Source organism: Actinophytocola oryzae (assembly GCF_004364325.1).
Classification (GTDB): domain Bacteria; phylum Actinomycetota; class Actinomycetes; order Mycobacteriales; family Pseudonocardiaceae; genus Actinophytocola; species Actinophytocola oryzae.
Window position 1 is genome coordinate 162,058 of record NZ_SOCP01000005.1, and the last position, 23,373, is coordinate 185,430.

A 23,373-nucleotide genomic window follows, 5' to 3' on the forward strand; every position below is an offset into this window, starting at 1 on the left:
GGCGTGGACTTCGCCTGGAGCCCCGGTCAGGCCGCTCGCCACGACGAGATCCTGACCGCGGCCGAGACTTACTTCCCTGCCGAACCCGTTCCGGAGCAGGGTTTCTACAGCCGGAAGGACTGGCGCAGGCTCGGTGAGCTCGGCGTCCTCGGCGCCAGCGTGCCATCGGAGTACGGCGGCGGCGGCCTTGGCGCGCTCGACGCCGCCCACGTGTACGAGGCGGTAGGACGTGGTTGCGCGAACACCGGTCTGGTGTTCGCCGCCGCGGCGCACCTGTTCGCCTGTGCGATGCCGATCGTGGAGTTCGCCAAGCCCGAGGTGCGTGAGCGGTTCCTCCCCGGGATGTGCGGGGGCGAGCTGGTCGCGGGCAACGCCATGACCGAGGAGAACGCCGGTTCCGACGTCTCCCGGCTGTCGGTCACGGCGACCGCGGTGGACGGCGGGTACCTGCTCGACGGGGTCAAGAGCTTCGTCAGCAACGGGCCGGAGGCCGACGTCTACGTCACCTACGCCACCACCGACCCCAAGGCCGGACACCTCGGTACCACGGGGTTCGTCGTCGAACGCGACGCCGAGGGACTCACCGCGGGCGAGCCGCTGCGCAAGGCAGGTCTGCACGCGTGTCCGGCGGGCACCGTCACGTTCGACAGGTGCTTCGTCCCCGAGGAGCAGCTGCTGGGGCTTCCCGGGCAGGGCAGTGCGATCTTCCAGCAGTCCATGGCCTGGGAGCGCGCCTGCCTTTTCGCGCTCTACGTCGGTGTCCAGGACCGGCTTCTCGACCTCTGTGTCCGGCATGCCCGCAGGCGCCGCCAGTTCGGGCAGCGGATCGGCGACTTCCAGTCGGTGTCGAACCGGATCGTCGAGATGAAGCTGCGGCTGGAGAGCGCACGGCTGCTGCTCTACCGCGCCTGCTGGGAGCACGACCGCGGCGACCACGCCGTGCTGTCGGTCGCACTGTCCAAACTGGCCGTCTCGGAAGGCGTCGTGGCCAGCGCGCTCGACGCCGTGCAGGTGTTCGGCGGGCGCGGCTACCTCCAGGAGGACGGCATCGAGGCCGTGCTGCGGGACGCACTGCCGAGCCGGATCTTCTCCGGCACCTCCGAGATCCAACGGCAGCTCGTCGCGAGGGAGCTGGGTCTGTGAACCTGCAGGACCTCGTCATCGCGTCGGCACGCCGGGACCCGCTCGCGGAGGCCGTGCGCGGGCCGTCGGAGCGCCTGACCTACGGCGAGCTGGACCGGCTCGCCGACCGGTACGCGGTCGCCCTCGCCGGTCACGGCGTCGGCCGGGGCGACCGGGTGCTCATCTGGTGCGAGAAGAGCGTCGAGGCGGTCGCGCTCATGCAGGCGGCACTGCGCATGGGTGCGGTGTACGTCCCCGTGGCCCCGAGCAACCCCGTCGCGCGCCTCGACCGGATCACGGCGAGCTGTCTGCCCGTGCTCGTCGTCACCGACGAGGACGGCGCGAGGAAGGCCGACGCGGCGGGCTGGACGAACGCGCCGCTGGCCACCTTCGACGACCTGGGCGCGACGAGCGGACCTGCGCCGGACCACCCGACCGACATCTCGGCGGACAGCCCGGCCTACATCCTCTACACGTCCGGCTCCACCGGGGAGCCGAAGGGCGTCTGCATCAGCCACCGCAACGCGCTGGCGTTCGTCGAGTGGGCCGCGGCGGAGGTGGGGCTGCACGCCGGGGACCGGCTGGCCAACCACGCGCCGTTCAACTTCGACCTCTCCGTGTTCGACCTCTACGGTGCCTTCCTGGCGGGTGCTTCGGTGCACCTCGTCCCGGGCGCGGCCGCGTACGCGCCGGAGCAGCTCGTCGAGCTGCTGGACGGAATCACCGTCTGGTACTCGGTCCCCTCGGTGCTCCTGCTCATGATGCGCCAGGGCGGGCTGATGGCCAGGCACGCGCCGGAGTCGTTGCGGGTCTGCGTGTTCGCCGGCGAGCCGTTCCCCGTCGGCGACGTGCTGGAGCTGCGTGCGGCGTGGCCGCAGGTGCGGCTGTTCAACTGGTACGGCCCCACCGAGACCAACGTGTGCACGTCCTACGAGGTCACGGACGTGGACCTGGCACGGACGCGGCCACTGCCCATCGGGACCGCGTGCTCGGGCGACCGGGTGTGGCTCGACGAGGGTGAGATCGTCGTCGACGGGCCCACCGTGATGCTGGGTTACTGGGGCGGGCCCCGGCACGTCGGTCCATACCGGACCGGTGACCTCGGCCGGTACGACGAGACCGGCAGGCTGGAGTACGTGGGTCGGCGCGACCACATGGTGAAGGTGCGTGGGCACCGGGTCGAGCTCGGCGAGATCGAGACGGCACTGCGCACCCACGAGGCGGTGGACCAGGCCGTCGTGCTCGTGCACGGCACCGGCATGGCGACGCGGATCGAGGCGGTGGTGGTCGCGCACGCCGGCATGCGCCCGACGCTGATCCAGCTCAAACGGCTGTGCGCGAGCCGGCTGCCCGCCTACATGATCGTCGACGAGCTGCGTCTCGTGGACGAGCTGCCCCGCACGGAGAACGGGAAGACCGACCGCGCAGCGCTGGTCGCCGAGAAGGAGAAGGTCGATGTCGGACACTGAACGTCAGGCCCTGCTGGAGAAACTCACCAGGTACGTGAGTGACGAGGTGCTCGGCGAACAGGACGCCACGGACCTCACCACCACGACCCCGTTGCTGGAGTGGGGAATCCTCAACTCGGTCGAGACCGCCCGCCTGACGGTCTACCTGCGCCAGGAGTTCGGCGTCCGCGTCCCTCCCATGCAGGTCAACGCCGAGCACTTCAAGGACCTGGAAAGCATTACCGACCTGGTGACCGAGCTCCGTCTCGGTACCCGGTGAGTGAAGGGGGACGAAGAATGCAGACGCGGGCAGAGTCACCGGCGGCCCGGCAGAAGCTGTCGACCGCCGCGCTCGACCTCGACGCGTACCTGGCTCGGATCGGCTACGACGGCTCGCTGGAGCCGACGCCCGAGACGCTGTCCGCGCTCCACCTCGCCCACATCAGCCGGATCCCGTTCTCCACGATAGAGGCGCTGATCGCACCGCCGCTTCCGCTGGACCTCAAACGGATCCAGCAGAAGCTGGTGCACGACCGGCAGGGCGGTTACTGCGTCGAGCAGAACCTCATGTTCGCGACCGTGTTGGAGGCACTGGGCTTCTCGGTCACCATGCTGGCGGCCAAGGTCCGGTCCGGCAGTCCCGACCCGAGGCCGCGGCCGGTGCCACGGCCGCACCTGCTCCTCTCGGTCAGCTTCGGCGACCGGTCCTTCCTCGCGGACGTCGGCTTCGGCGGGGACGGGCTGATGCTGCCGCTGCCGTTCGCGGTCGGCGAGCCCGCGGACCAGTTCGGCTGGCAGTTCCGGCTGGTGGCCGAGGAACACGAGTACGTGCTGCAGAACCGGCAGCAGGACCAGTGGAGCGACCTCTACAGCTTCTCGCTGCTCCCCCAGTCGCCGACCGACCTCGTCCTGATGCACCACTTCTGCAGCACACACCCGAAGTCCGCGCTGCTGAACATCTTCTGGACGCAGCGCGCGGAGGACGGCGTGCGGTGGACCTTCTGGATGGACTGGGCGACCGAGTCGGGCGAGGGGCTGCTCGTCCGGCAGGGCCCGGAAGGCGAACCGGAGCGGACGCGGGTGCCCCGCGACGAGCAGGCCGCGGTACTCGCGGAGAAGCTGAGCCTGCACCTGCCGCCGGGCGCGCTGCTTCCCGTCGAACCGATCATGTACCGCGTCACCGGTCCTGTCGCGAACTACGCGGCAGGCGTCTAGCCACGCCAAGGACCTGATCAGTACACTTTGATCTGTCCTATCCGGACTCTGGGGGTCCAACGGTTTCAACTCCCTGAAATGAGGTTCCCCATGACCGATTCGGTGCTGGACCTGCCACTGAGTGCCGTGACCGACGTCGACGAGTACGTGCGCGCCGCGATGGAATGGCACTTCAACCCTGAGACCGGTTCCCCCTTCTGGCTCAGGAAGGCCGAGTCGTTCGACTTCGACCCGCGTCTCGAAGTCAAGGGCCACGAGGATCTCGCGCGGTTTCCCAACGTCCTCAGTGAGTTCCGTGACGTGCCCGTCGAGGACCTCATCCCGAGAGGCTACGGAGACCGGCCGCCGGTCGTCGGTGTGTACGAGAGCGGCGGCACCACCGGCGCGCCGAAGCGGATCGTCCTCATGCGGGACTGGTGGGAGCAGCTGCTCGCGGAGCTGCACGTCCGCATGGACGCCCTTGGCGTGCCCAGGAACGTGAACTGGCTCGCCATGGCACCCGGCGGTCCGCACGTCGTCGGCCAGACGATGGTCCGGTGGGCGCGTGACCGCGGCGGTGTCGCGTTCTTCATCGACCTGGACCCGCGCTGGGTCAAGAAGCTCATCGGCTCCGGGCGTGGCGACGAGGCGGACGCGTACACGACCCACCTGCTCGAGCAGACCAGGATCCTGTTGCGCACACAGCGGATCGGTGTGCTGATGATCACCGGACCGATGCTCGCGCGGCTCGCGCAGCACGACGACCTCGTCGAGCTGGTGAGGGAGAAGGTCAGCGCGATCATGTGGGGCGGCGCCACCCTCGACCCCGACACCCGCGACCTGATGCGCACGGAAGTGTTTCCCGGCAAGACGTTCAGTGGCGGGCTCGGCAGCACGATGATCGGCGGCGGCCCCGCGCTCCAGCGTCCCGGCACGGACGACATGCCCGTGTTCGACCCGATCTCGCCCGCCATCACGTTCGCCGTCGTGGACCCGGCGACCGGCAGGAAGGTCGCCTACGGCGAGCGCGGGCAGGTCGTGATGAACCACGTCAGCCGCAGCATGCTGATGCCGAACAACCTCGAGCGCGACCTCGCGATCCGCGTCGAGGCCCTCCCCGGCGCGGCGGGCGACGCGGTGGCCGAGGTGTTCCCGGTGCAGGTGTTCGAGGAGGAGACCGTCATCGAGGGCGTCTACTGATGCTCGACCTGGACGCCCTGGGGCCCAACGGTCCCTACCGCACCCGCAACCGGCTGCCGCTCACCGACGTGGCCGGCGCGCCGCTCGGTGAGCTGAGCCTGGTGCCGCCGCTGTTCATCACCCGCACGATGGCCGCGTTGCGCAGGGCCAGGCCGCTCCCGGTGGCCGAGCGCACGGCCGCGATCGCGCGGGCGGGCGAACTGTTCGCCACCGGCGAGGTCGGCGGGATGAGCGCGGCCGAGTACCAGCACACGGTCAGCCGCATGTCCGGTACGCCGCTGCCGGTCGTGCGGCAGGCCGTCGACACCATCACGCGGCACGCCACCGCCGCCTACGACGACGGCCTGCAGTCCGCGCGCCCCGTCGGCGCGGTGAACGACCTGCGCGACCAGCGCGTCCGGCAGGGTGCCGCGGCGTGGATCCGCAAGGGCGAGGTCTTCGCGGTGCACGCGGCGGGCAACTCCCCCGGCGTGCACGCCGGGTGGCTGGAGGCCCTCGCGGCCGGTTACCGCGTGGCGGTGCGGCCGTCGGGGCGCGAGCCGCTCACCCCGCACCGGCTGATCTCCGCCCTGCACGCCAGCGGTTTCGGAACCGACCAGGTGGTCCTGCTGCCGACCGACCACGCCGCGGCCGGGGAGATCCTGCGCGGGGCCGACCTGAGCATGGTGTACGGCGGGCAGTACGTGATCGACAAGTACGCGACCGATCCCACGGTGCTGCCGAACGGACCCGGCCGCTCGAAGATCCTCCTCACCTCGGACAGCGACTGGCGCGACCACGTCGACATGGTCGTCGACTCGGTGAGCGCACTGGGCGGCGCCGCGTGTGTGAACACCACCGCCGTCTTCGTCGAGGGCGACCCCGGCCCGGTCGCGGCGGCGATCGCGGAACGGCTCGCCGCGATCCCGAGCCTGCCGCCGGAGGACGACAAGGCGGTGCTCCCCGCCTACCCGCGGGAGGCGGCGCGGTCGATCGAGGCGTACCTGCTGGCGAAGGCGTCCGGGGTGAAGGCGCACCTCGGCGGCGACGGTGTCGTCGACGAGGTCGGTGACGCCGCGGTGTTGCGGCCCGCGGTGTTCGAGCTGCCGGACCCGCATGCCGCGCAGGCGGGCATCGAGCTGGGCTTCCCGTGTGTGTGGGTGGCGCCGTGGACGCGGGAGGCGGGTGTCGTGCCGTTGCGGAACTCGCTCGTGCTGACCGCGGTCACCTCCGACGAGACGCTGCTCGACGAGCTGCTCGACGAGCCGACCATCCGCAACCTCTACGTGGGTGACCGCCCGACGCACTGGATGGCACCAGGGGTACCCCATGACGGTTATCTCGGCGAGTTCCTGATGCGCAGCAAGGGTGTCGTTCGGCACTGACCCGTCCCACCCGAGAGCCCACCGGCGAGACCGTCGCCGGTGGGCTCTCGTCGTGTGCGCACCCTTGACATCCCCTCGAACGTTTGTTCGACTATGGAAGGGAGCCTGGCGGTGAGGTCCGCGGAGGGGAGGGCAGGCGACTGTCGTCGGCGATTTCGCCATGAAGTCGCTTGGGAGATGAATCACCCGGGCTTTGGCCTCTAATTGCTGAGGACGCCTGGATGGTGATCTTGCATGTGTGCTTTGAAAGGTTTGCCGATTTCCGGTTCTGTCGGCCAGTCTTTCCGCCATGCCTGACGCGATGCCCGCGGCGACGGGCCGATGGTTCCTGGCGGAAGGCATCGTCGGCTTTCCAGCGAAACTGAGACAGGAAGGCGCGTTCCTTCCGCGACCACTTCCGTCAATGGTTCGGTTACGACCGCAGACCTACCGGCTGCTCGCCGAGGCCGAACAGGCTCTCGGCAGGCTCGACGAGGCCGCCGCACGCCTGCCGAACCGCGCGGGTCTGGTGCGGCTGGCGCAGCTGCGGGACGTCCACGGCTCCGGTGAGCTCGGCGGCACCTTCGCGGGGTTGCGGGAGCTGTTGCTCGCGGACCTGCCTGGCACGGTCGAGGTGCCCGCACTCGACGAGGAGCTGCGCGGGTACCTGCGCGCCAACGACGAGGCCGTGGCGTGGGTCAAGGCGGGCGGCGCCATCAACCTGGCTCTGTTGAGCCGACTCGGCGCGATTCTCGACGGCCGCGCCGACACGCTCGGTCACGTCGGCGGCGACGACGTGACCGAGGTGGAGTGGCGCACCGGGCCCGGCTGGCTCGGCGGTCCCGAGCCGTACCTGCTGACCGTCCCGGCAGGCGCGGAGCTGCAGACCGGCGGCATGCAGTGGTCGGCCTGGGTGGACTCCGAGTGCGAGGCGCCGCTGCTGGCCAGGGTGGCGCTCGGCCACTACCAGCTCTCGACGCTCTCGCCGGTGACACACGCCGACCACCTGTCCCGGTTGTACATCACCCTCGCGCTGATTAGGGAAGGCGCGCTGCGAGATCCGCTCCTGCCCGTCTCGGAATGGCTCAGCAGGCACCGGGACGAATACCGCGAAGGCATTCTCGGTATGGTCCACCGGGGTGATCTCGACGGATTCCTGGAGTTCTTCGCGACGGGCATCGCGGCGTTGTGCCGAAACCAGCTCGGATTCATCGACCGCGCGGAACGGATCAGTGCGGAACACCTCGGCAGGCTGGGCAGACGAATGGACGGAATCGTCCGGGTGACGCGCGACCTGGCCGTCACGCCGCTGACGACGAACCTGCAGGTCGCCGAGCGGAGCGGCATCTCGGTGCAGCAGGCGGCGAGCCTCACCAAGCAGCTGCTGCGGCTGGGGGTGCTGAGGAGTCTCAACGGGCGGAGCTACCGGCAGGTGTTCACGGTGCCGGACGTGCTGGACCTGTTCGAGCTGAGCTACCCGACGCCGCCGGACGGCGACGACGCGGTGTTCGACCAGTAGGGCGGGCGCTCGTCCTGCCCGGTCGCCAGCAGGGCGCGGACCCGGTCGGCGGTGTCCTCGTCGACGTCGACGAGCATCGCGAGCGCGCGACTCCACCTGCGACGCGCGGCCCCGTGTTCGCCCTGCTCCCACCGGGTCCGGCCACACCAGACGAGCACGCCGGCATGGGTGACGGGTGCCTCGACCTCGGTCAGCACCTCGTCGGCCCGGTCGAAGTAGTCCGTCGCGGAACGGAGCCTGCCCGCGTCGTGCATGGTGGTGGCGACGGCGACGTACGCCTCGGCCAGCCGCGCCGGGTCGTCGAGGTCCCGCCGCAGGTCGACGAGCCCGAGGTAGGCGTCGAGTGCCTTGGACAGCCGGCCCCAGCCGCGGTAGAGGTCACCGAGCCCGCCGAGCACCGCCTCGTGGCGCACCCGGTCGCCGTCGCGCCGGACGACGGCGAGCGCACGGACCCACCGCTCCTCGGCCCGCAGCCGGTCGCCGTGTGCGGCGAAGGTCGCGGCCGCGCTGTGCAGCAGTTCGGCGAGCCGCCGGGGATCGCGGTCGGCGACGGCGAGGGCCTCGCCTACCCCGGCGAGCTCCTCCCACCACCTCGGGTCGCGGACCAGCGCCGCCGAAGGCCAGACGGCCGCGGCGAGCCGGGTGCCCTGCTCTCGTGCGCCGTCCTGGTCACAGGCCCGGATGGTGGCGACCACCTCGGCGCGGTGGTCGCCCAACCACACCCCGACCCCGGCCGGCCCGTGCCGTTCCAGGCTCACCGCGTCGATGAGCTCGAGTACGCGCCTGTGCTCGGACATGACCGGTGCGTCACCCGCCTCCACCAACCTGAGACCCATCGGCGTAATCATGGCCTACCGACGGAGTGAGCCCGGGTACCCCGTGGCGGCGTGGCGCGTACGTCGGGTGACCGGACCTGTCACTGGCTCACGGACGGGTGACCTGCGAGGTTCGGCCCGAGGAACGACGTGCCCGCCTCGCCGGGGACGTGGAGCCAGCCGGAGTCCCAGGTGGTCGCGTTCCGTTTCGTCATGAAGGCCGTGAAGGCCAGCGGGTCGATGTCGTCGTACTGGTGGCGGACCACGGCGTTGTGGACGTCGTCCGACACGGCGAGGACGAGTGGCGCGGTCGTGCGGCGCAGGGCGCGCTTCGTGACCGGCGAGTCGAGCAGGCGGAACGCGACGTCGAGGGTCTCGCCGAAGGGGGCGCGGGTGTCGTGGTGCACCTCGCCCGCGTGGAGGACGGCACGCAGTCGCAGGCAGTCGGCGGGGCGGCGGGTGTTGTGCTCGTCGATCAGGCGGCTGAGCGTGGGGACGACGCCGTGGAGCAGGAGGGTCTTCGGTATGCGGTCGACCGCGCGGAGCAGGGCGAGTAGGCCGTCGCCGCTGTCGAGGAGCCGGTCGTGGTCGTCGGCGGTGATCCCGTTGCGGACGAACGACTGTGTCACCAGGGTGTACATCGCGTCGCGCATGCGGGCCTTCGCGCCGTTGTTCCTCGTCGTGGAGCCCTCGACATCCACCCCGAAGACGTTGCGGTAGCGGGGTTGTGGTCTGCTGAACATGCGGGAAACGTTGCCCTTCCCGGGTTCCCGGGCGGCAGAGGTGACCTCACCCGGGTTCTCCCGGACCACCGTCCTGCCGGAAGTCGTTGTCCCGGGCCAGTTCCACCGCCTCCTCCCGGGAGGACACACCAAGCTTCTGCCTGATGTTCGTCCAGTTGTTGGCGACGGTCTTCGTCGCGACGTCCAGCTTCACGGCTATCCGGGAGTCGGGGTTGCCCGCGGCGGCCAGGGCCAGCACGTCGTTCTCCCGAGGGGTCAGCTCGGTGAAGTGCCGTGACCCGTTCGCGGAGTGCGGGAGGCTCTTCGCCACGTACTCGGAGGCCTTCCTGTTCAGGACCCCGGTCCCCTTCGCGGTCAGGTGGACCATCTGAATCAGTTCGGCCGGTTCCCCGTCCTTCGAGATGAAGGACCGGGCCCCGGCCTTGAGTGCCTCACGCACCCGTTCGTCGTCCTCGAACATCGTGATCACGGCGATGTTGGCTCCCGGCCACTCCTGCAGGATCTGCAGGATCGCCCTCGCACCGCAGTAGGTGGGATGCCTGCCGACGGCCCAGGGAAGGTGGAGGTCCATCAGCACGACGGAGGGCCGCAGCTCCAGGGCCTTGCGCACCGCCTCGGCCGCGGTGTCGCACTCGGCGAGCACCTCGATCGCCGGGTCGACGGCGAACTGGGCGCAGAGCCCTCTCCGGTAGATGGCGTGGTTCTCGACGATCAGGACGCTGACCTTCTCGTCCGTCGCCGGGACTTCTGGTTCATCGGCCATCGGCGTCCTCGTGGTTGACGGCACTGGCGGTGGGGTCCCCGAGGGGGAGGACCGCGACGATCCGGGTCCCCGGGTGGCGGCGCTCGATCTCGAACCTGCCGCCTCGTTTCTCGCAGCGGTGGCGCATCGACTCGAGCCCGACCCCCGGGACGACGTCGGCCGGGATGCCCGTGCCGTTGTCGATGACGTTGATCTCGAGCCGTTCCGCGTCCTGGACCAGCCGGACCTCGCAGGCGGACGCGTTGGCGTGCTCGGCCACGTTGCCCAGCGCCGCGCTCACGATCCGGTACGCCTCCTCCTCGACGCTCGCGGACAGCCCGTCGAGCATGCCGACCGGTGTGACGGTCACGGTGAGCTCCTTGCTCTGGAACGTCGACGCCCTGCGGCGCACGATCTCGAGGAGCCCCGCGTGGAGTCCGATCGGCCGGACGCGGTGGACGACCGTGCGGATCTCGCGGAGGACCAGCGAGAGGTCGTCACCGATCTGGCAGAGCTTCGCGCTGAGACGCTCGTCCATGCAGATTCCCGTTCGCCGCAACGCGTCGATCTGGAGGCGCACCGCCGCCACGCCCGGCGCGAGGTTGTCGTGCACCTCTCCGGTGACGTACCTGAGGTCCTCGACGTGTTCACGGTCGATCCGCTGCAGCTCCTTCGCGAGCCGGGCCGACCTGGTCGCGAGCGCGGCCTGGCGGGCGAGGTCGTCGAGCAGGCGCCGCTCGCTGCGTCCGAAGCCCTCCTCGGGTGCGCGTGCCTCGACGACGAGGTTGCCCACGTAGCCGTCGTCGTGTCTGAGGGGGAGGGTGAGCTGCGGCCACTGTCTGCTGGTGCCGCTCGCGGCGAACAGGCTGTCGACCTGGACCGAGACGTAGGGCAGCTTGAGCCCGTTGCCGACGGAGCTGGCGATCGTCTTGAGCACCTCGTCCGGCTGGAGCAGGTTCTCCAGCTGCTCGCCGAGTCTGGAGAGTGCGCGGTAGGGGTCGGCGCGGTCGCCGAAGAGCCAGCGGTCGAGCAGGCCACGCAGCCGTCGGTGCAGCGGGGCGAGCATCAGCACCACGGCCAGGGTGCCGATGACGTGCCCCGGCGTCGGCGGGGTGGTGGTGAGCGCCAGCACGACGACCGTGTTCACGCCCGCGAGGATCAGCGTGATCAGTCCGAAGAGGAGCGACCGGTGGACGAGCAGCTCGATGTCGTACAGGCCGTACCAGAGGATCGCGACCAGCGTGGCGACGGGGAACGCGGCGGCGACCACCGCCCACGCGCCCCAGACCGTGCCGGCCATCTCGAGCACCAGGGCGACAGTGAGCAACGCCGTACCTGCCGAGGACCACACGAGCAGGCGCCGCCGGCCGCGGTCGGCGCGCAGCCAGCGGACGACGAGGGACCACACCGACCCGACCAGACCCGCGAAGAGCGAGAGCACGCCCGCCACGGTGACCACGACCGGCAGGCCGCCCCTGGCCGTGCCCTTCACCGCGTCCTCCCAGAAGGTGGCGGGTGAGGACCACGAGCCCCAGCCGATGCCGACCACGGGTAGCAGCACGCCCAGCGCGGCGACGACGAGGACGGACCACCACCGTCTCGACGTCGGCCTGCCGTCCGGGAAGAGGAGCGCCGCCACCGGCAGGAGCGCGTAGCTCGGCCACCACAGCCAGGTACCGAGCCACGCGGGCACGAACCAGACCGACAACGCCTGTGTGCCTACGGTCAGCGCGCTGAACAGGCCCATCGCCAGGATCAGCCAGCCGACCGCGTTGCGTGGTGTGTAGGCCACGACACGCAGTCCGAGCAGTGTGCAGGCCACCGCGACGAACCAGTGGCGTGGATGGGCCGCCGGTGCGACGCCCACGTCGAGCAGCTGGGTGGCGATGGCGGTCGACATCGCCGCCACCGCCACCAGCGCGAGCACGCGCGAGATGAGCACTTCCTTGCCGGGACTGGAGAAGAATCTCAGGAAAGCTCTGTCGCTTCGCACGTGTGTCCCCCTCGAGATGAATGTCGCGGTCAGCTGCCGTTGATCCAGTGCCACAGGTTGTGGCAGGGGGAGCCGCTGTCGCGGACGGCCACACCGCTCGGTTCCGGCCGCCGGGCCGCCAGCTCGGCACGCATCTGCTCGAGCGTCGGCAGGGGCATGGCGGCAAGCTCGGTGGGATACCGGTTCCGCAGCCAGCGAAGACCTTCCTCGACCCTGGTCAGCGGCACCGGGATGGCGACGTGCGGGCCGTGGAAGTGGGCGTTGTCGAGTGGCGCGGACGCGGCGTACACCTCGAACGTCCGGTACCAGAGGTCAAGGTCCTCCCGTGCGGGGCGCCACAGGGGCGGCGTGCCTTCCGCGGTCGTGGACATCTCTTTCTCCTTCGTGTGTCGGGGACCCCGGAGGGCCTCATGCGTGCAGCCTGGACTTCCCGGACTCCCGGGAGACAGAGAGCAGGACTCCCGTAGGCCGGGAACGGCCGTCTGAGCGCAGGGTCTTGGTCCGCCGCGGGGCACGGTTCACGTCGCCGCCGCGATGTTGGGAGGTACCCTACCCGTTCCTCTATATAGGGGGACAGCAGGTCGGCCATACAGGTAATAGTGGGCGGACGCGATGTCGAACTGTCGAGTTGTCAATATAGGGTGACCATATGGCCGGGCTACGGATGACGATGCAGACACAGCTCGTGCTGCGCGCTTTCCTGGCCAAGCCGGAAGAGGAGATCTACGGGCTGGAGATCGCGGCGCACACCACGCTGCTGCCCGGCACGATCTACCCGATCCTCGTCCGCCTCGAGCGTGCCGACTGGGTCACCTCCCGCTGGGAGGCCATCGACCCGCACGACGAGCAGCGGCCACGGCGCAGGTACTACAAGATGACCTCGCGCGGTGTCGAGCACGCCACCCGCGAGCTTGCGCGACGCGCCGAGAAGGCGCCCTCCGCCGCCCGGCGCTGGGAGTGGCCTGCCGGCCTCGTCCCCGCTCCGGAGCTCAGGCCCGGTCGGGACGGCGGCTAGCCAACGCGCACACCAGCCTGTCCACGTCCTTCTGTATCCGCGTCGTCAGCTCCGCGTCGCCACCGTTCTCCGCCGACTGCCTGCAGCTCCGCAGCAGCGCCTCGGCAGGCCCCGCGTAGTCGTGGAACTGCCCGCTGCCGGTGGCCAGCAGGATCAGCCTGCAGTACCGCTGGAGCCTTCGGAGCGCTGCCTCGTGTCTCCCGGGTGCCGCGGCGAGGTCCCGGATCACGAGCCGCACCCGGTCGACGCGGGAGGACAGGAGCCGCGCGGTCAGCCGCACCAGTTTCGTGCGGAACCAGTCGTGCCACACGGTGACGAGCGTCGCGGGTGACTCGACGACCGCGTTCCACACGTGTCGCCGCGCCTCCCGGCCGTGCACCTCGGTGGCGTTGCGCGCGAACTCCTCGAGATAGGAACGGGCGACCGACAGCGGCATCAACAGGGCGATGACCGTCAGCGGACGCGGCGCGAACCTGAGCCTGCCGCGGCGAAGATCACGAATGCGGAGCACGGCGGCGATGGTGATCAGAATCAGCGCGATGATCGACTTTTCGGGCCGGACGACGAGAAGCACGAGCCCGGCAGCCACAAGGAATACGGTTGAAATACGCGTCGCCACGGATATTCGGTCCCCCGCCCTGTCCACGTCAGACCCGATTCGGCTGCGCCGGTAGGCACATCCGCGGTGACCGGCTACGTGACCTTAGCGTTCCCAGCCTGCGGGACATGGCCAGGAGCCTACAGAGGGGAAAGTTGGTTCACCGGTTAGGGGACCACGTTCGTGTGCACATCGCGGGTCGCGGAACTAAAGCGTCCGGTTTGAGTTTCACACCGAACCGTCGATGTCCGCGTCAATATGAGACCAACCGCCATCCGGGTGGTTTCGTTCTGCGTCTCAATAGACTACTCCGCCGTCATCATCCACCGGTGTACGACGGCTATCCGTAGGAAATCCACTACGGGTGCTGAATTCGACGTGGAAAGCCCGTCAGATTATTCCGGCGCGCATCGCGTACGCGACCGCATGGGGGCGGTTGCGCAGCCTCAGACGGTTGGTGATCGTGTAGATGATGTTCTTCACCGTGCGTTCCGAATAGCTCAGGTTCTTCGCTATCTCGTTGGTGTCCAGGCCGTCCGCCATCAGGCGCAGCACGTCCACCTCGCGCTGGGACAGGCCCGACGCCGTCAGGCCGTGCGACGCGAGGACCTCCTTGTGCAGGCGCTCGGCGTGCCCCACCAACTGGCCGAGCAGGTTGGGCGGCAGGTCGGCGCCGCCGGCGGCGACCGTCTGGACGGCCTGCGCCAGCCGGCCGTCGGCCGCCGCGGCCCTCGGGAGAATCGCGACCACGCGGCACTCCACGGCGGGCAGCAGCTCCACCTCCCGGATCTCGTTCACGACCAGCACGACCGGACGGCCCACCTCCGCCGCCGCGCTGCGCAACACTGCCACCGCCGCCGCGTTCAGGCGGTCGAAGCCCGCGACGACGACGTCCACCTCGCCGTCGGACACCGTCACATCCGGCTCCAGGCACTTGACCAGCCCCGCCGACGTGATCGCGTCCAGCGCGCACACCCGCACCCGAACCCGCTCCATGAGGTCCCCTCCCCGCTCAGCGATGACGAGCAGTCTGTCGGAGGGATCTTCACGTCTTCTCCACGCGTTCTTCACGGCACTCAGCCGCGGCTGTTCGCCCAGATCAGCGCCGTGCGGTGGGCCAGGGTGCCGTGGTCGTCCGAGATCGACAGCAGGGTCCGCCTGCCTGCCTCCAGCTGGGTCGGCAGCTCGTTCGCCCGCCGCTGCCACTCGGCCTTGGCACGCCAGTACGCGTCCAGCGCGGGACTTGACCACTCGTGGAGCCCCGCCTCGACACCCGCCTGCAGGTCGGCGAGCGCCTGGCGGACGCGGCCGTTGACCGCGTGCATCTCGTCGAGGGTCTGCGTCGCCAGTTCGAAGTCGAACCGGTGCACGACCTTCCTCTCATGACCGTTCATGGGTGTCCGCCAGGTGGTTCAGCTCGGCGACGATCACGCGCAGGGACACGACCCACGCGTCCATCGCGGCGTCGAAGTCGGCGGCGGGGCCCGTCCAGCCTGCCCGCAGCGACGTCAGCATCCCGGTCACCCGCGCCAGTTCGCCGTCGAGATCGGTTGCCGTGCGGGCGAACTCCCGCGCGACCGGTCTGGCGGTATGGACCTGTCGGTACGTCACCGTTCCAGTGTCGGCAACCAGCGGGTGACCAGCGAAGCGCGATGCCCGAACGGCCTCACCCGGCTGCCCATTCGCGCCCGATCCTGAACCACGGTTGGGGATCCGCACGTCCGTGGGGTCAGGATGGTCCTATGCGAGGGGACCGTACGACACTTCCCGGCAGGGACGCGGAACTGTCCGAACTGGACAGTGCGCTCGCCGGCACCACCGCCGACCGGCACACGCTGGTCGCCGTGCGAGGGGATCCGGGGGTGGGCAAGACCACCCTGCTCGCCTGTGCCGCGGGCCGGTGGCGCAGACGCGGCATCACGGTGATCTCCGTGCACCTCAGGGACAAGCTCGCGCCGTGGGACCTGTTCGGCGCGGGCGCCATGCTCGACGCGTTGCGCGAGCACTACACCAGGGCGGGCGACTTCTCACTCGCCGGCCCCGTCGACGCGGCCGCCGCGTTGTGCACGGCAGGCACGTACGACTCGGCGGCGGAGCGGTCCTGGCTGCTGGCCAGGCTCGCCGAGGTGTTCGACAAGGTCAGGACCGCGTGCCCGACCGTGCTCATCGCGGACGACCTCGACGCCGTCTCGCACCCGACGCTCGCGCCCGCGCGCCTGCCCGGCTACCTCATCGTGGCCGCGTGCCAGGACACCGACGGCCTCGAGCCGGACCGGGTGGTCGACCTTCAGCCAGTGGCGGGGACGCGACCGCTGAGTGGTGTGGGAGGTGAACGGATGCTTAAAATTTCCTGAGATTTCCTCCTGGTCAACACACCCGGGCACGTGCGGACGCAGACGGACCCCACGGCGGTCACATGCGGACACGGGGGCAAGCGCCCAGGTCGGCACGGCGAGTCGCCCCGACCCGCGCACACCCGTGCGCACCGGCGGCCACGTCGCGTTATTCCTCCCGTACAGTCTGTCGCCTGCTATACAGGCGGCGTCGGCTTGGACGAAGGATGGACGCGACGGACAGATCGGCGGCATCAGCGCAGGTGGGCACCGGGGAAACCGGGCCGCGCTGTCAGCTGCTCGGCGAGGTCCGCGCCTGGCGCGGCGACGACGAGATCGACCTCGGGTCGGCACACCGACGCGCGGTGCTCGCCGTGCTCGCGCTGTCCGCGGGCCACACCGTCTCCCGCGACGACCTGATCGACGCACTGTGGGGCAACGAGCCGCCGACGAGCGCCAGCGGCAGCATCTACACCTACGTCTCGGCGCTGCGCCAGGCGCTGGAACCCGGGCGGGCCAAGCGGTCCGGCGGCACCCTGCTGGCCTCCGTCGGCTCTGGTTACTCACTGCGGATCGACCGCGCGGACATCGACGTGCACCGCTTCACCGCACTGCGCACCCGCGCGGCCAACACGTCCGACCACCGGACCGCGCTCGCCGACCTCGACACCGCGCTCGGGCTCTGGCAGGGCGACGCGCTCACCGGCATCCCCGGCCCGTTCGCACAGGCGCAGCGGGCCAAGCTCGCCGAGCTGCGGCTGGCGGCCGTCGAGCACCGGGCGGAGCTGCTCATCGAGCTGGACCGGCCCGACGAGCCGATCACCGAGCTGACGGCCCTGTGCCGGGAACACCCGCTGCGTGAACGACTTCGCCTGCTGCTGATGCGGGCACTGCACGCCGGTGGCCGCACGGCCGAGGCACTCGACGTGTTCGCCGACGCCCGCACCGCGCTCGTCGAGGCGTCGGGCATCGAGCCGGGCCCGGAGCTTCGCCAGCTCCAGCAACAGCTCCTGACCGGTGACGTCCGCGCGGAGCCCACGGTCGAGCCCGCGTGGCGGACCCACCGGGCCGGTGTCCACGTCGGGCACAAGGCGGAGCTGGCGGTACTGCGTACCGCCATGAACGACGTGCTGGCCGGCAGGGGCGGCGTGGTGTGGATCGACGGCGAGCCGGGCATCGGGAAGTCCGCGCTGGTGGCCGAGGCCCTCGCCGGTGTGCCGATCCCGGCGAAGCGGCTGCGCTGGGCGAACGCGCAGGAGCTGGACAGCGGCCTGCCGATGCGGTTCGCGAACGACCTGCTCGGCGTCGGCGGCGACACGGCCGCCGTGCTCGAGGCCGTCGAGCGGATTTGTGTCGACGGCCCGCTGACCGTGGTCGCCGACGACCTCCAGTGGGCCGACGAGGCGAGCATGTCGGCGTGGTGGCGGCTCGCGACGCGGGTGGACCGGTTGCCACTGCTGCTGATCGGCTGCACGCGCCCCGCACCGGGCACGGCGGTGCACGCGAAGGTACGCAGGCACGTCGCCGCGGTGGGCCGCACCTTCACGCTGGAGCCACTGTCCACCGAGGACTCCTACCGGCTCGCCGAGAAGCTGACCGGTGCGCCGCCCGAGGGCAGGCTGCGCGGCTGGCTCGACGATGCGGCCGGAAACCCGTACTACGTCAGGAAGATAGTCGCGACCGTCGCCGGTGAGCTGCTCGGCGGCGCGGGGGTGCCGACGCAGGACGACCGCGGCCTGCCGCCCCAGCTCGTCTCGTGGGTCGACGACCACCTGTCGTTCCTGTCCACGCCGACCATGGCCCTGCTGCGCTGGGCACGGTTGCTCGGCAAGGAGTTCACGCTCACCGACCTCGCCGCCGCGTCCGGCGAGCGGCCCGCCGCGCTGACCGAACCGCTCGACGAGGCACTGACGGTCGGGGTGCTCGCGGCAACGGGTGACCGGCTGCGGTTCCGCCACCCGCTCGTCGCCAGGGCCCTGTACGAGAAGACGCCGAACGCGATCAGGGTCGCGCTGCACCACCAGGTCGCGGAGGCACTCGTCGAGGCAGGTGCCCCCGCCGTGCGGGTGGCCGAGCAGCTGACGCTCGCGTCGACGCTCTCCGGTGAGCTGGTCGGCACCTGGCTGCCCGCCAACATCGGCGCCGTCGCGGCCGAGGAGCCCGAGATCGCCGTGCGGCTGCTGCGGTTGGCGATCACCTCGACCGCGCCGCCGCGCACCCGCGAGACCCTGACGGCCATGCTGATCCGGCTGCTGTTCTGGCTGGGCACCGAACCGGAGGCGGAGGCGCGGTCGCTGATCGCCCGCACCACCGACCCGACGCTGGTGGCGGAGCTGCGCTGGGTGCTCGCCTACGGCTACGGCAGGCGGGACCGGGTCGACGACGCGTGTCACGAGGTGGAACGCGCGCTCTCGGAGGGACCGACCGGCGTCTGGCGGGACCGGCACGAGCTGCTGCGTGCCGCCCTGGGCGCGCCGCCCGCGCAGGGACCGCCGGGGCTCGGCGAGTACCGGCTGCTCGACGAGGACACCCGCGCGGCACTCGAACACGCGGGCGCGACCGTGCCCGCCACGACGTGGCAGCTTGCCGTGCACCGCGCGCTGCCCGCCGAGCTGCACATGACCAACGCCATGAACCACTTCTGGAACGGCCGCTGGGACGCGGCGCAGACGGAGCTGGACATCATCGCGGCAGCCGCGGCGGACCCGGCGGCGTACGTGCGCAGGCCGGTCGTCGCGATCGCGGTGGCGGGTGCCAGTGCCCTGCTCGCCGCGCACCGGGGTGACCGCGACGCCGCGTTCCACCTGCTCCGCACCACCCGCAGGCATGGACAGGCCGACGGCGATACCCCGCTGGCCGTCGTCCACGCCGCCCGCGCGCTGCTCGCGGAGCTGGCCGGCAGGCCGAGGGACGCGCTCGACGAGCTGGCCGCGATCCTCGACACGACCGAGCTGCCGGTGCCCTGGTACCGCTGGCTCCCCGACCTCGCGCGGCTGGTCGTGCTCGCCGGTGACCGCGACCGCGCGGACCGGCTGCGCGCGATCCCGGACGAGCCGTCGCTGCCGGTCGAGGCACGCATGATGCTGACCTACTGCCGGGGTCTGCTCGCCGAGGACCCGGCCGCGTTGCGTGAGGTCATCACGTTCTGCCGGATGACGGGCGGCCTGGAACTCATGCGGGCACACGCGCTCGCCGACCTCGCGTGGCTGCTCGGCAGGCAGGGCGAGGCCCGCGAGGCGCAGGAGGTGCTCGGCGACGCGCTGGAGTGCTACCGCCTCTTCGGCGCCGTCGCGGACCTCGACCGCACCGACGCGGGTGCCGGTGTTGCGCCACGCGCACTGGTTTGAACGCTTCACCTCGCCGGGCACGTGTGTCAGGTGAGGGGTGGGGACAGATGACGGAAGACCTGCGGATCGAGGTGCTCGGTCCGGTGCGGGCCTGGCGTGGCGCGGTGGAGCTGACCTTGGGGCCCGCGCGGCAGCGGGCCGTGTTCGCCGTGCTCGCGCTGCGTGCGGGCAGGCCGGTGACCCGAGCCGAGCTGGAGTCGGCCGTGTGGGGTGCCGACGCGCCCAAGAGCGTGACCGGCAACATCCACACCTACGTCTCGGGGCTGCGGCGGGTGCTGGAGCCCGACCGCGACCGGTGGGACTCCGGCACGCTGCTGACGAGCGACACCGCCGGCTACCGGCTCCGGGCGGCGGACCTCGACGCGGCGGCGTTCGAGCGGCTCGTCGCGCGTGGCGGGGACGCCGACGGCGGCGCGGTCGAGGCACTCGACTCGGCACTCGCGCTGTGGCGCGGCGAACCGCTGTCCGGTCTGCCCGGTCCGTTCGCCGCCGCCGAGCGGTCGCGGCTGGTCGAGGTGCGGCTGACGGCGCTGGAGCGCCGGGCCTCGGCGCTGCTCGCGCTCGGCGCACACCAGGAGCTGGTCGCGGAGCTGACCGCGCTGGTCGGCGAGTACCCGCTGCGGGAACGCCTGCGTGAGCTGCTGATGCTGGCCCTGCACCGAGGTGGGCAGCGGGCCGAGGCGCTGGAGGTGTTCGCCGCGGGACGCCGGGTGCTCGCCGAGGAGCTGGGCGTCGAGCCGGGGAACGCGCTGCGGGAGCTGCACGCGCGGCTGCTCGACGAGGACGTCGAAGAACCGAGGCTGCTCGCACGGCCCGCGCCCGCCGGTGCGCGGTTCGTCGGCAGGCTCGCGGAGGTGCGGCGACTGCGCACGCTGGTCGACGCCGTGTGTGAGGGCCGGGGCGGCGCGGTCTGGCTGGAGGGCGACTTCGGCATCGGGAAGTCGGCACTGCTCGCGCAAGCGCTTGCGGACGTACCCTGCCAGCTAGGTTGGGCGGTCGCCGACGAGCGGTCCGCGCGCGTGCCGCTGCGGGTCATGCACGAGTGCCTCGGCCTCACCGCACGCCTGCCGGACGGCCGGGACTGCGCGACCGCGACGGCGGACGTGCTGCTGGCGCGGGTGACCGAGCTGTGCGCGGCGGCGCCGCTCGTGCTGGTGGTGGACGGCATGCAGTGGGCCGACGAGGCCAGTGTGCAGCTCTGGCACCGGCTCGCGGTCGCCGCGCGGGCGCTGCCGCTGCTGCTGGTGGCCGCCGCACGGCCGGTGCCACGCACTCCGGCACTGGTGCGGCTGCGACACGAGCTGCACAGCCGGGACGACGTCCTGCTGCTCGGCCCGCTCAGCTCGGCGGAGACCCTCGCGCTGCAGGAGCTGCTGACCGGCGCGCCGGCCGGCCCCCAGCTCCGGGACCTCGTGCTCGGCACGACCGGGAACCCCCTGTACGTCACGGAGTTGACGTCGGCGCTGCGGCGCGAGGCGGTACTCGTGACGGCGGACGGCGTCGACGACCTCGCCAGGACCGACTACCCACCGCCACAGTCCCTTGTGGACACCGTGCGGAGGCACCTGCTCACCCTGTCGCCCGAGGCCGGGGAGGTTCTGCGGGCCGCGGCGCTGCTCGGCGTGGACTTCACGGTGACCGACGTGGCCGCGGTGGCGGGGAAGCGGCCGTCGGACCTGCTGGCGACGCTCGAGGAGGCGACGGCCGCGAACGTGCTCGTCGACGCAGGGCCGCATCTGGCCTTCCGGCATCCGTTGCTGCGCCAGGCGTGTTACGACGAGATCCCCACCGGGGCGCGGGACCGGCTGCACCGGTCGGCCGCCGAGGCGCTCACGCGGGCGGGCGCGCCGGTCACCAGGGTCGCCGACCAGCTCGCGGCGACACCGGAGACCGACGCCTGGGTACTGGCGTGGCTGGTCGACAACCACGAGGCGCTGGCGCACCGAGCGCCGCTGGTCGCCGCGGAGCTGTTGGCACGGGCCGTGACCGTGTGCCCCTCGGCCGACCCGCGCCGCGAAGTCCTTGCCTCGGCACGGGTTCGCGTCCTGTACCGGCTGGACCGCCAGCCGGAGCAGGAGGCGGCCGACGCGCTCGCGATGACGACCGACCCCTTCCGTGCCGCGGAGATGCGCCAGCTGCTCGCCGCGATGCGGTTCCGTGGCGGCGATGTCGGCGCGGCGATCCGGACGGTCGCGGCGGCCACCGACGACGAGAGCGTCCCCGAGATCTGGCGGCGCCGCCACCGGCACCTGCTGGCCGGCTTCCGGCGCGGCAGGCTCGACGACCTCGACGCGGCGGAGGCCGCCGGGTACGAGGCGCTGGAGGACGCGGCAGGCGACGAGTACCTGACCGCGCACGCCAGGCAGACGCTGTGGCTCGTCGCGTCGGTCCGGCGCGACCACGAGGCCGCACTGTCGCATGTGGACGCCGCGCTGGCCAGGGTGCGGGCGGCGGGTGCGCTGACCGACGTCGAGCTGGACCTGCTCGACAACAGGCTGTTCACCTGCCACAACCTGGACCGGCTCGACGAGGCCGAGGCGACGCTGCGGGTGGCCGGACGGGCGGCGTTCCAGATCCCGTCGGCCGTGCACCACTACTGGCTCGGCCGGTGGAACGAGGCGCTTGTCGAGCTGGACGAGGTGCCGGAGGACGGGCTGACGTTCCTGGGGCTGCGCGACCCGTCGGCGATGGCGGTGCTGTGGCACGGCGTCGCGGCGCTGGTCGCGGGCAGACGCGGCGACACCATCGAGGCCGCGGCACACCTGGATGCCGTCGCACGGCAAGGGTCCACGGACGAGGAACGCGAGAACATCGACTTCCTCCTTGCGGCACAGGCGGTAGCGGCACAGCAGCAGGGCTCGGTCGAGCGGGCGCTGGCACTGCTCGACCCGCTGCTCTCCCCCGACTTCGCGCCGATGATGCTGCGACACCAGTGGTTGCCGGGCATCGTGCGGCTGGCGCAGTCGGTCGGTGACGACGACCGGGTCGCCAGGGCCATGGACGTGTGCGGGTTCGAGGCTCGGCGGGAACGCGTCACCGCCCGCGCGACCGTGGCGGCGTGGTGGTGTCAGGGGCTGGTCGCCGGGGATCCGTCGCCGGTGCTGACGGCCGCGGCGCACTACCGCAGGATCGGGCGGCGCGTCGAGTTCGGCGAGGTGCTGGAGGACGCGGCCGTGCTGCTGGCGCGGCGCGGTGACCTCCCCGGTGCGCGGGCGGCGTTCGCCGAGTGCGTCGAGGTGTACGGCGACCTGTCTGCGCGGTGGGACATCGAGCGCGCCGAGGCGCGGCTCGCGGAGTTCGCGATCCGCAGGACGCCGGTGATCGCCTCGGGTCAGAGCAGGCCTGCGCGGATGGCGTAGGCGACGGCGTGTGCCCGGTTCGCGAGGTTGAGCCGGGTCATCGCGCCGTGCAGGACGCTCTTGACGGTGCCCTCGGAGTAGGACAGCTTCGCGGCGATCTCGTCGGTGCGGAAGCCCTCGGCGATGAGGCCGAGGACGTCCAGCTCCCGTTCGTCCAAACCGGACAGCGTGAGCCCGTTGGGGGTCAGGAGGTCCCGGCGCAGCTCGTTCAGCTGGCGGAGCAGCGCGGCCTGCAGGCGGTGCGGCATGACCGAGCGGCCCTGCCCGACGCCGACGATGGTGGACAACAGCTTCGTGGCGCTCACGCCCTCGAACGGCAGGACGCTCACGACCCCGCAGCGCACGGCGGTCATCAGGTCCTTCTCGGCGAACCGCCCCGCCACGACCACGCACCGGGTCCGCCGGGTCGTCCGCAGCCGGTCGACCTCCTCGAGCTGGGCCGCCGCGACCGTGCTCTCGGCGAGCACGACGATGTCCGACTCCTCACCCTCGATCACCAGCTCGACCTCGCGCGCCGGCCGCAGCAGGGCCGCCACCCCGGCCCGGTTGACCGGGTCGGACGCGTGGACAAGCACTCGTACCGTCACATCACCAAGCGTCCA

Annotated in this window: 21 protein-coding genes; 11 read left to right on the forward strand and 10 right to left on the reverse strand. The window is 71.3% G+C overall.

Going from position 1 to position 23,373, the window contains the following annotated elements:
* Positions 1-3: 3 nt before the first annotated feature.
* The 7 genes from CLV71_RS15395 to CLV71_RS15425 all read left to right on the forward strand — a co-directional run bounded on the left by CLV71_RS15395 (position 4) and on the right by CLV71_RS15425 (position 7,826).
* Entirely contained in the window at positions 4-1,143 is a 1,140-nt protein-coding gene (locus CLV71_RS15395) for an acyl-CoA dehydrogenase family protein (protein WP_133903437.1), read from the forward strand.
* Positions 1,140-2,591: an amino acid adenylation domain-containing protein gene (locus tag CLV71_RS15400; protein ID WP_133903438.1), complete on the forward strand. Its 1,452-nt coding sequence runs from the start codon at positions 1,140-1,142 to the stop codon at positions 2,589-2,591. The genes CLV71_RS15395 and CLV71_RS15400 overlap by 4 nt, the downstream gene beginning before the upstream one ends.
* A complete protein-coding gene (locus CLV71_RS15405; RefSeq protein WP_133903439.1) occupies positions 2,578-2,850 on the forward strand; it encodes a phosphopantetheine-binding protein in 273 nt (90 codons plus the stop codon). The genes CLV71_RS15400 and CLV71_RS15405 overlap by 14 nt, the downstream gene beginning before the upstream one ends.
* 17 nt (positions 2,851-2,867) lie before the next feature.
* Entirely contained in the window at positions 2,868-3,785 is a 918-nt protein-coding gene (locus CLV71_RS15410) for an arylamine N-acetyltransferase family protein (protein WP_133903440.1), read from the forward strand.
* Between the two features lie 90 nt (positions 3,786-3,875).
* Positions 3,876-4,964, forward strand: a complete 1,089-nt coding sequence (locus CLV71_RS15415) for an acyl-CoA synthetase family protein (protein WP_133903441.1) — start codon at positions 3,876-3,878, stop codon at positions 4,962-4,964.
* Positions 4,964-6,328, forward strand: coding sequence for an aldehyde dehydrogenase family protein (locus CLV71_RS15420; RefSeq protein WP_133903442.1), 1,365 nt, complete (start codon positions 4,964-4,966; stop codon positions 6,326-6,328). Before CLV71_RS15415 ends, CLV71_RS15420 begins: the two co-directional genes overlap by 1 nt.
* A gap of 403 nt (positions 6,329-6,731) precedes the next feature.
* The gene (locus CLV71_RS15425) at positions 6,732-7,826 is read left to right on the forward strand and encodes a Fic family protein (RefSeq protein ID WP_166664108.1); all 1,095 of its coding nucleotides are present in this window, start codon (positions 6,732-6,734) and stop codon (positions 7,824-7,826) included.
* Here the strand turns inward: CLV71_RS15425 and CLV71_RS15430 are convergent.
* The 5 genes from CLV71_RS15430 to CLV71_RS15450 form a co-directional block, all read right to left on the reverse strand.
* Complete coding sequence (locus tag CLV71_RS15430; RefSeq protein ID WP_133903444.1) at positions 7,781-8,662, reverse strand: tetratricopeptide repeat protein; 882 nt, start codon at positions 8,660-8,662, stop codon at positions 7,781-7,783. The genes CLV71_RS15425 and CLV71_RS15430 overlap by 46 nt on opposite strands.
* Positions 8,663-8,742: 80 nt before the next feature.
* Complete coding sequence (locus CLV71_RS15435; protein WP_133903445.1) at positions 8,743-9,384, reverse strand: hypothetical protein; 642 nt, start codon at positions 9,382-9,384, stop codon at positions 8,743-8,745.
* Positions 9,385-9,430: 46 nt separating this feature from the next.
* Entirely contained in the window at positions 9,431-10,147 is a 717-nt protein-coding gene (locus CLV71_RS15440) for a response regulator transcription factor (RefSeq protein ID WP_133903446.1), read from the reverse strand.
* Positions 10,137-12,119, reverse strand: coding sequence for an ATP-binding protein (locus CLV71_RS15445; protein WP_133903447.1), 1,983 nt, complete (start codon positions 12,117-12,119; stop codon positions 10,137-10,139). Before CLV71_RS15445 ends, CLV71_RS15440 begins: the two co-directional genes overlap by 11 nt.
* 29 nt (positions 12,120-12,148) lie before the next feature.
* Entirely contained in the window at positions 12,149-12,490 is a 342-nt protein-coding gene (locus tag CLV71_RS15450) for a hypothetical protein (RefSeq protein WP_133903448.1), read from the reverse strand.
* Between the two features lie 278 nt (positions 12,491-12,768).
* Between CLV71_RS15450 and CLV71_RS15455 the strand changes: the two genes are divergently transcribed.
* The gene (locus tag CLV71_RS15455; RefSeq protein ID WP_208297577.1) at positions 12,769-13,134 is read left to right on the forward strand and encodes a PadR family transcriptional regulator; all 366 of its coding nucleotides are present in this window, start codon (positions 12,769-12,771) and stop codon (positions 13,132-13,134) included.
* On the opposite strand, the gene CLV71_RS15460 is transcribed toward CLV71_RS15455, so the two are convergent.
* The 4 genes from CLV71_RS15460 to CLV71_RS15475 form a co-directional block, all read right to left on the reverse strand.
* Entirely contained in the window at positions 13,109-13,723 is a 615-nt protein-coding gene (locus CLV71_RS15460) for a hypothetical protein (RefSeq protein WP_133903449.1), read from the reverse strand. The genes CLV71_RS15455 and CLV71_RS15460 overlap by 26 nt on opposite strands.
* 399 nt (positions 13,724-14,122) lie before the next feature.
* Complete coding sequence (locus tag CLV71_RS15465; RefSeq protein ID WP_133903450.1) at positions 14,123-14,728, reverse strand: helix-turn-helix transcriptional regulator; 606 nt, start codon at positions 14,726-14,728, stop codon at positions 14,123-14,125.
* An 80-nt stretch (positions 14,729-14,808) separates the two neighbouring features.
* Entirely contained in the window at positions 14,809-15,126 is a 318-nt protein-coding gene (locus tag CLV71_RS15470) for a WXG100 family type VII secretion target (protein ID WP_133903451.1), read from the reverse strand.
* Positions 15,113-15,343 (reverse strand): WXG100 family type VII secretion target, encoded by a 231-nt coding sequence (locus CLV71_RS15475; RefSeq protein WP_166664109.1) that lies wholly within the window; start codon positions 15,341-15,343, stop codon positions 15,113-15,115. The genes CLV71_RS15470 and CLV71_RS15475 overlap by 14 nt, the downstream gene beginning before the upstream one ends.
* A 131-nt stretch (positions 15,344-15,474) precedes the next feature.
* Between CLV71_RS15475 and CLV71_RS15480 the strand changes: the two genes are divergently transcribed.
* The 3 genes from CLV71_RS15480 (at position 15,475) to CLV71_RS15490 (ending at position 22,771) form a co-directional block, all read left to right on the forward strand.
* Positions 15,475-16,086, forward strand: coding sequence for an ATP-binding protein (locus tag CLV71_RS15480; protein ID WP_166664110.1), 612 nt, complete (start codon positions 15,475-15,477; stop codon positions 16,084-16,086).
* A gap of 206 nt (positions 16,087-16,292) precedes the next feature.
* Positions 16,293-19,412, forward strand: coding sequence for an ATP-binding protein (locus CLV71_RS15485; RefSeq protein ID WP_166664111.1), 3,120 nt, complete (start codon positions 16,293-16,295; stop codon positions 19,410-19,412).
* A 47-nt stretch (positions 19,413-19,459) separates the two neighbouring features.
* Complete coding sequence (locus CLV71_RS15490; RefSeq protein WP_133903455.1) at positions 19,460-22,771, forward strand: ATP-binding protein; 3,312 nt, start codon at positions 19,460-19,462, stop codon at positions 22,769-22,771.
* Here CLV71_RS15490 and CLV71_RS15495 read toward each other — a convergent pair.
* The gene (locus CLV71_RS15495) at positions 22,744-23,358 is read right to left on the reverse strand and encodes a helix-turn-helix transcriptional regulator (RefSeq protein WP_133903456.1); all 615 of its coding nucleotides are present in this window, start codon (positions 23,356-23,358) and stop codon (positions 22,744-22,746) included. The genes CLV71_RS15490 and CLV71_RS15495 overlap by 28 nt on opposite strands.
* Positions 23,359-23,373: the final 15 nt, after the last annotated feature.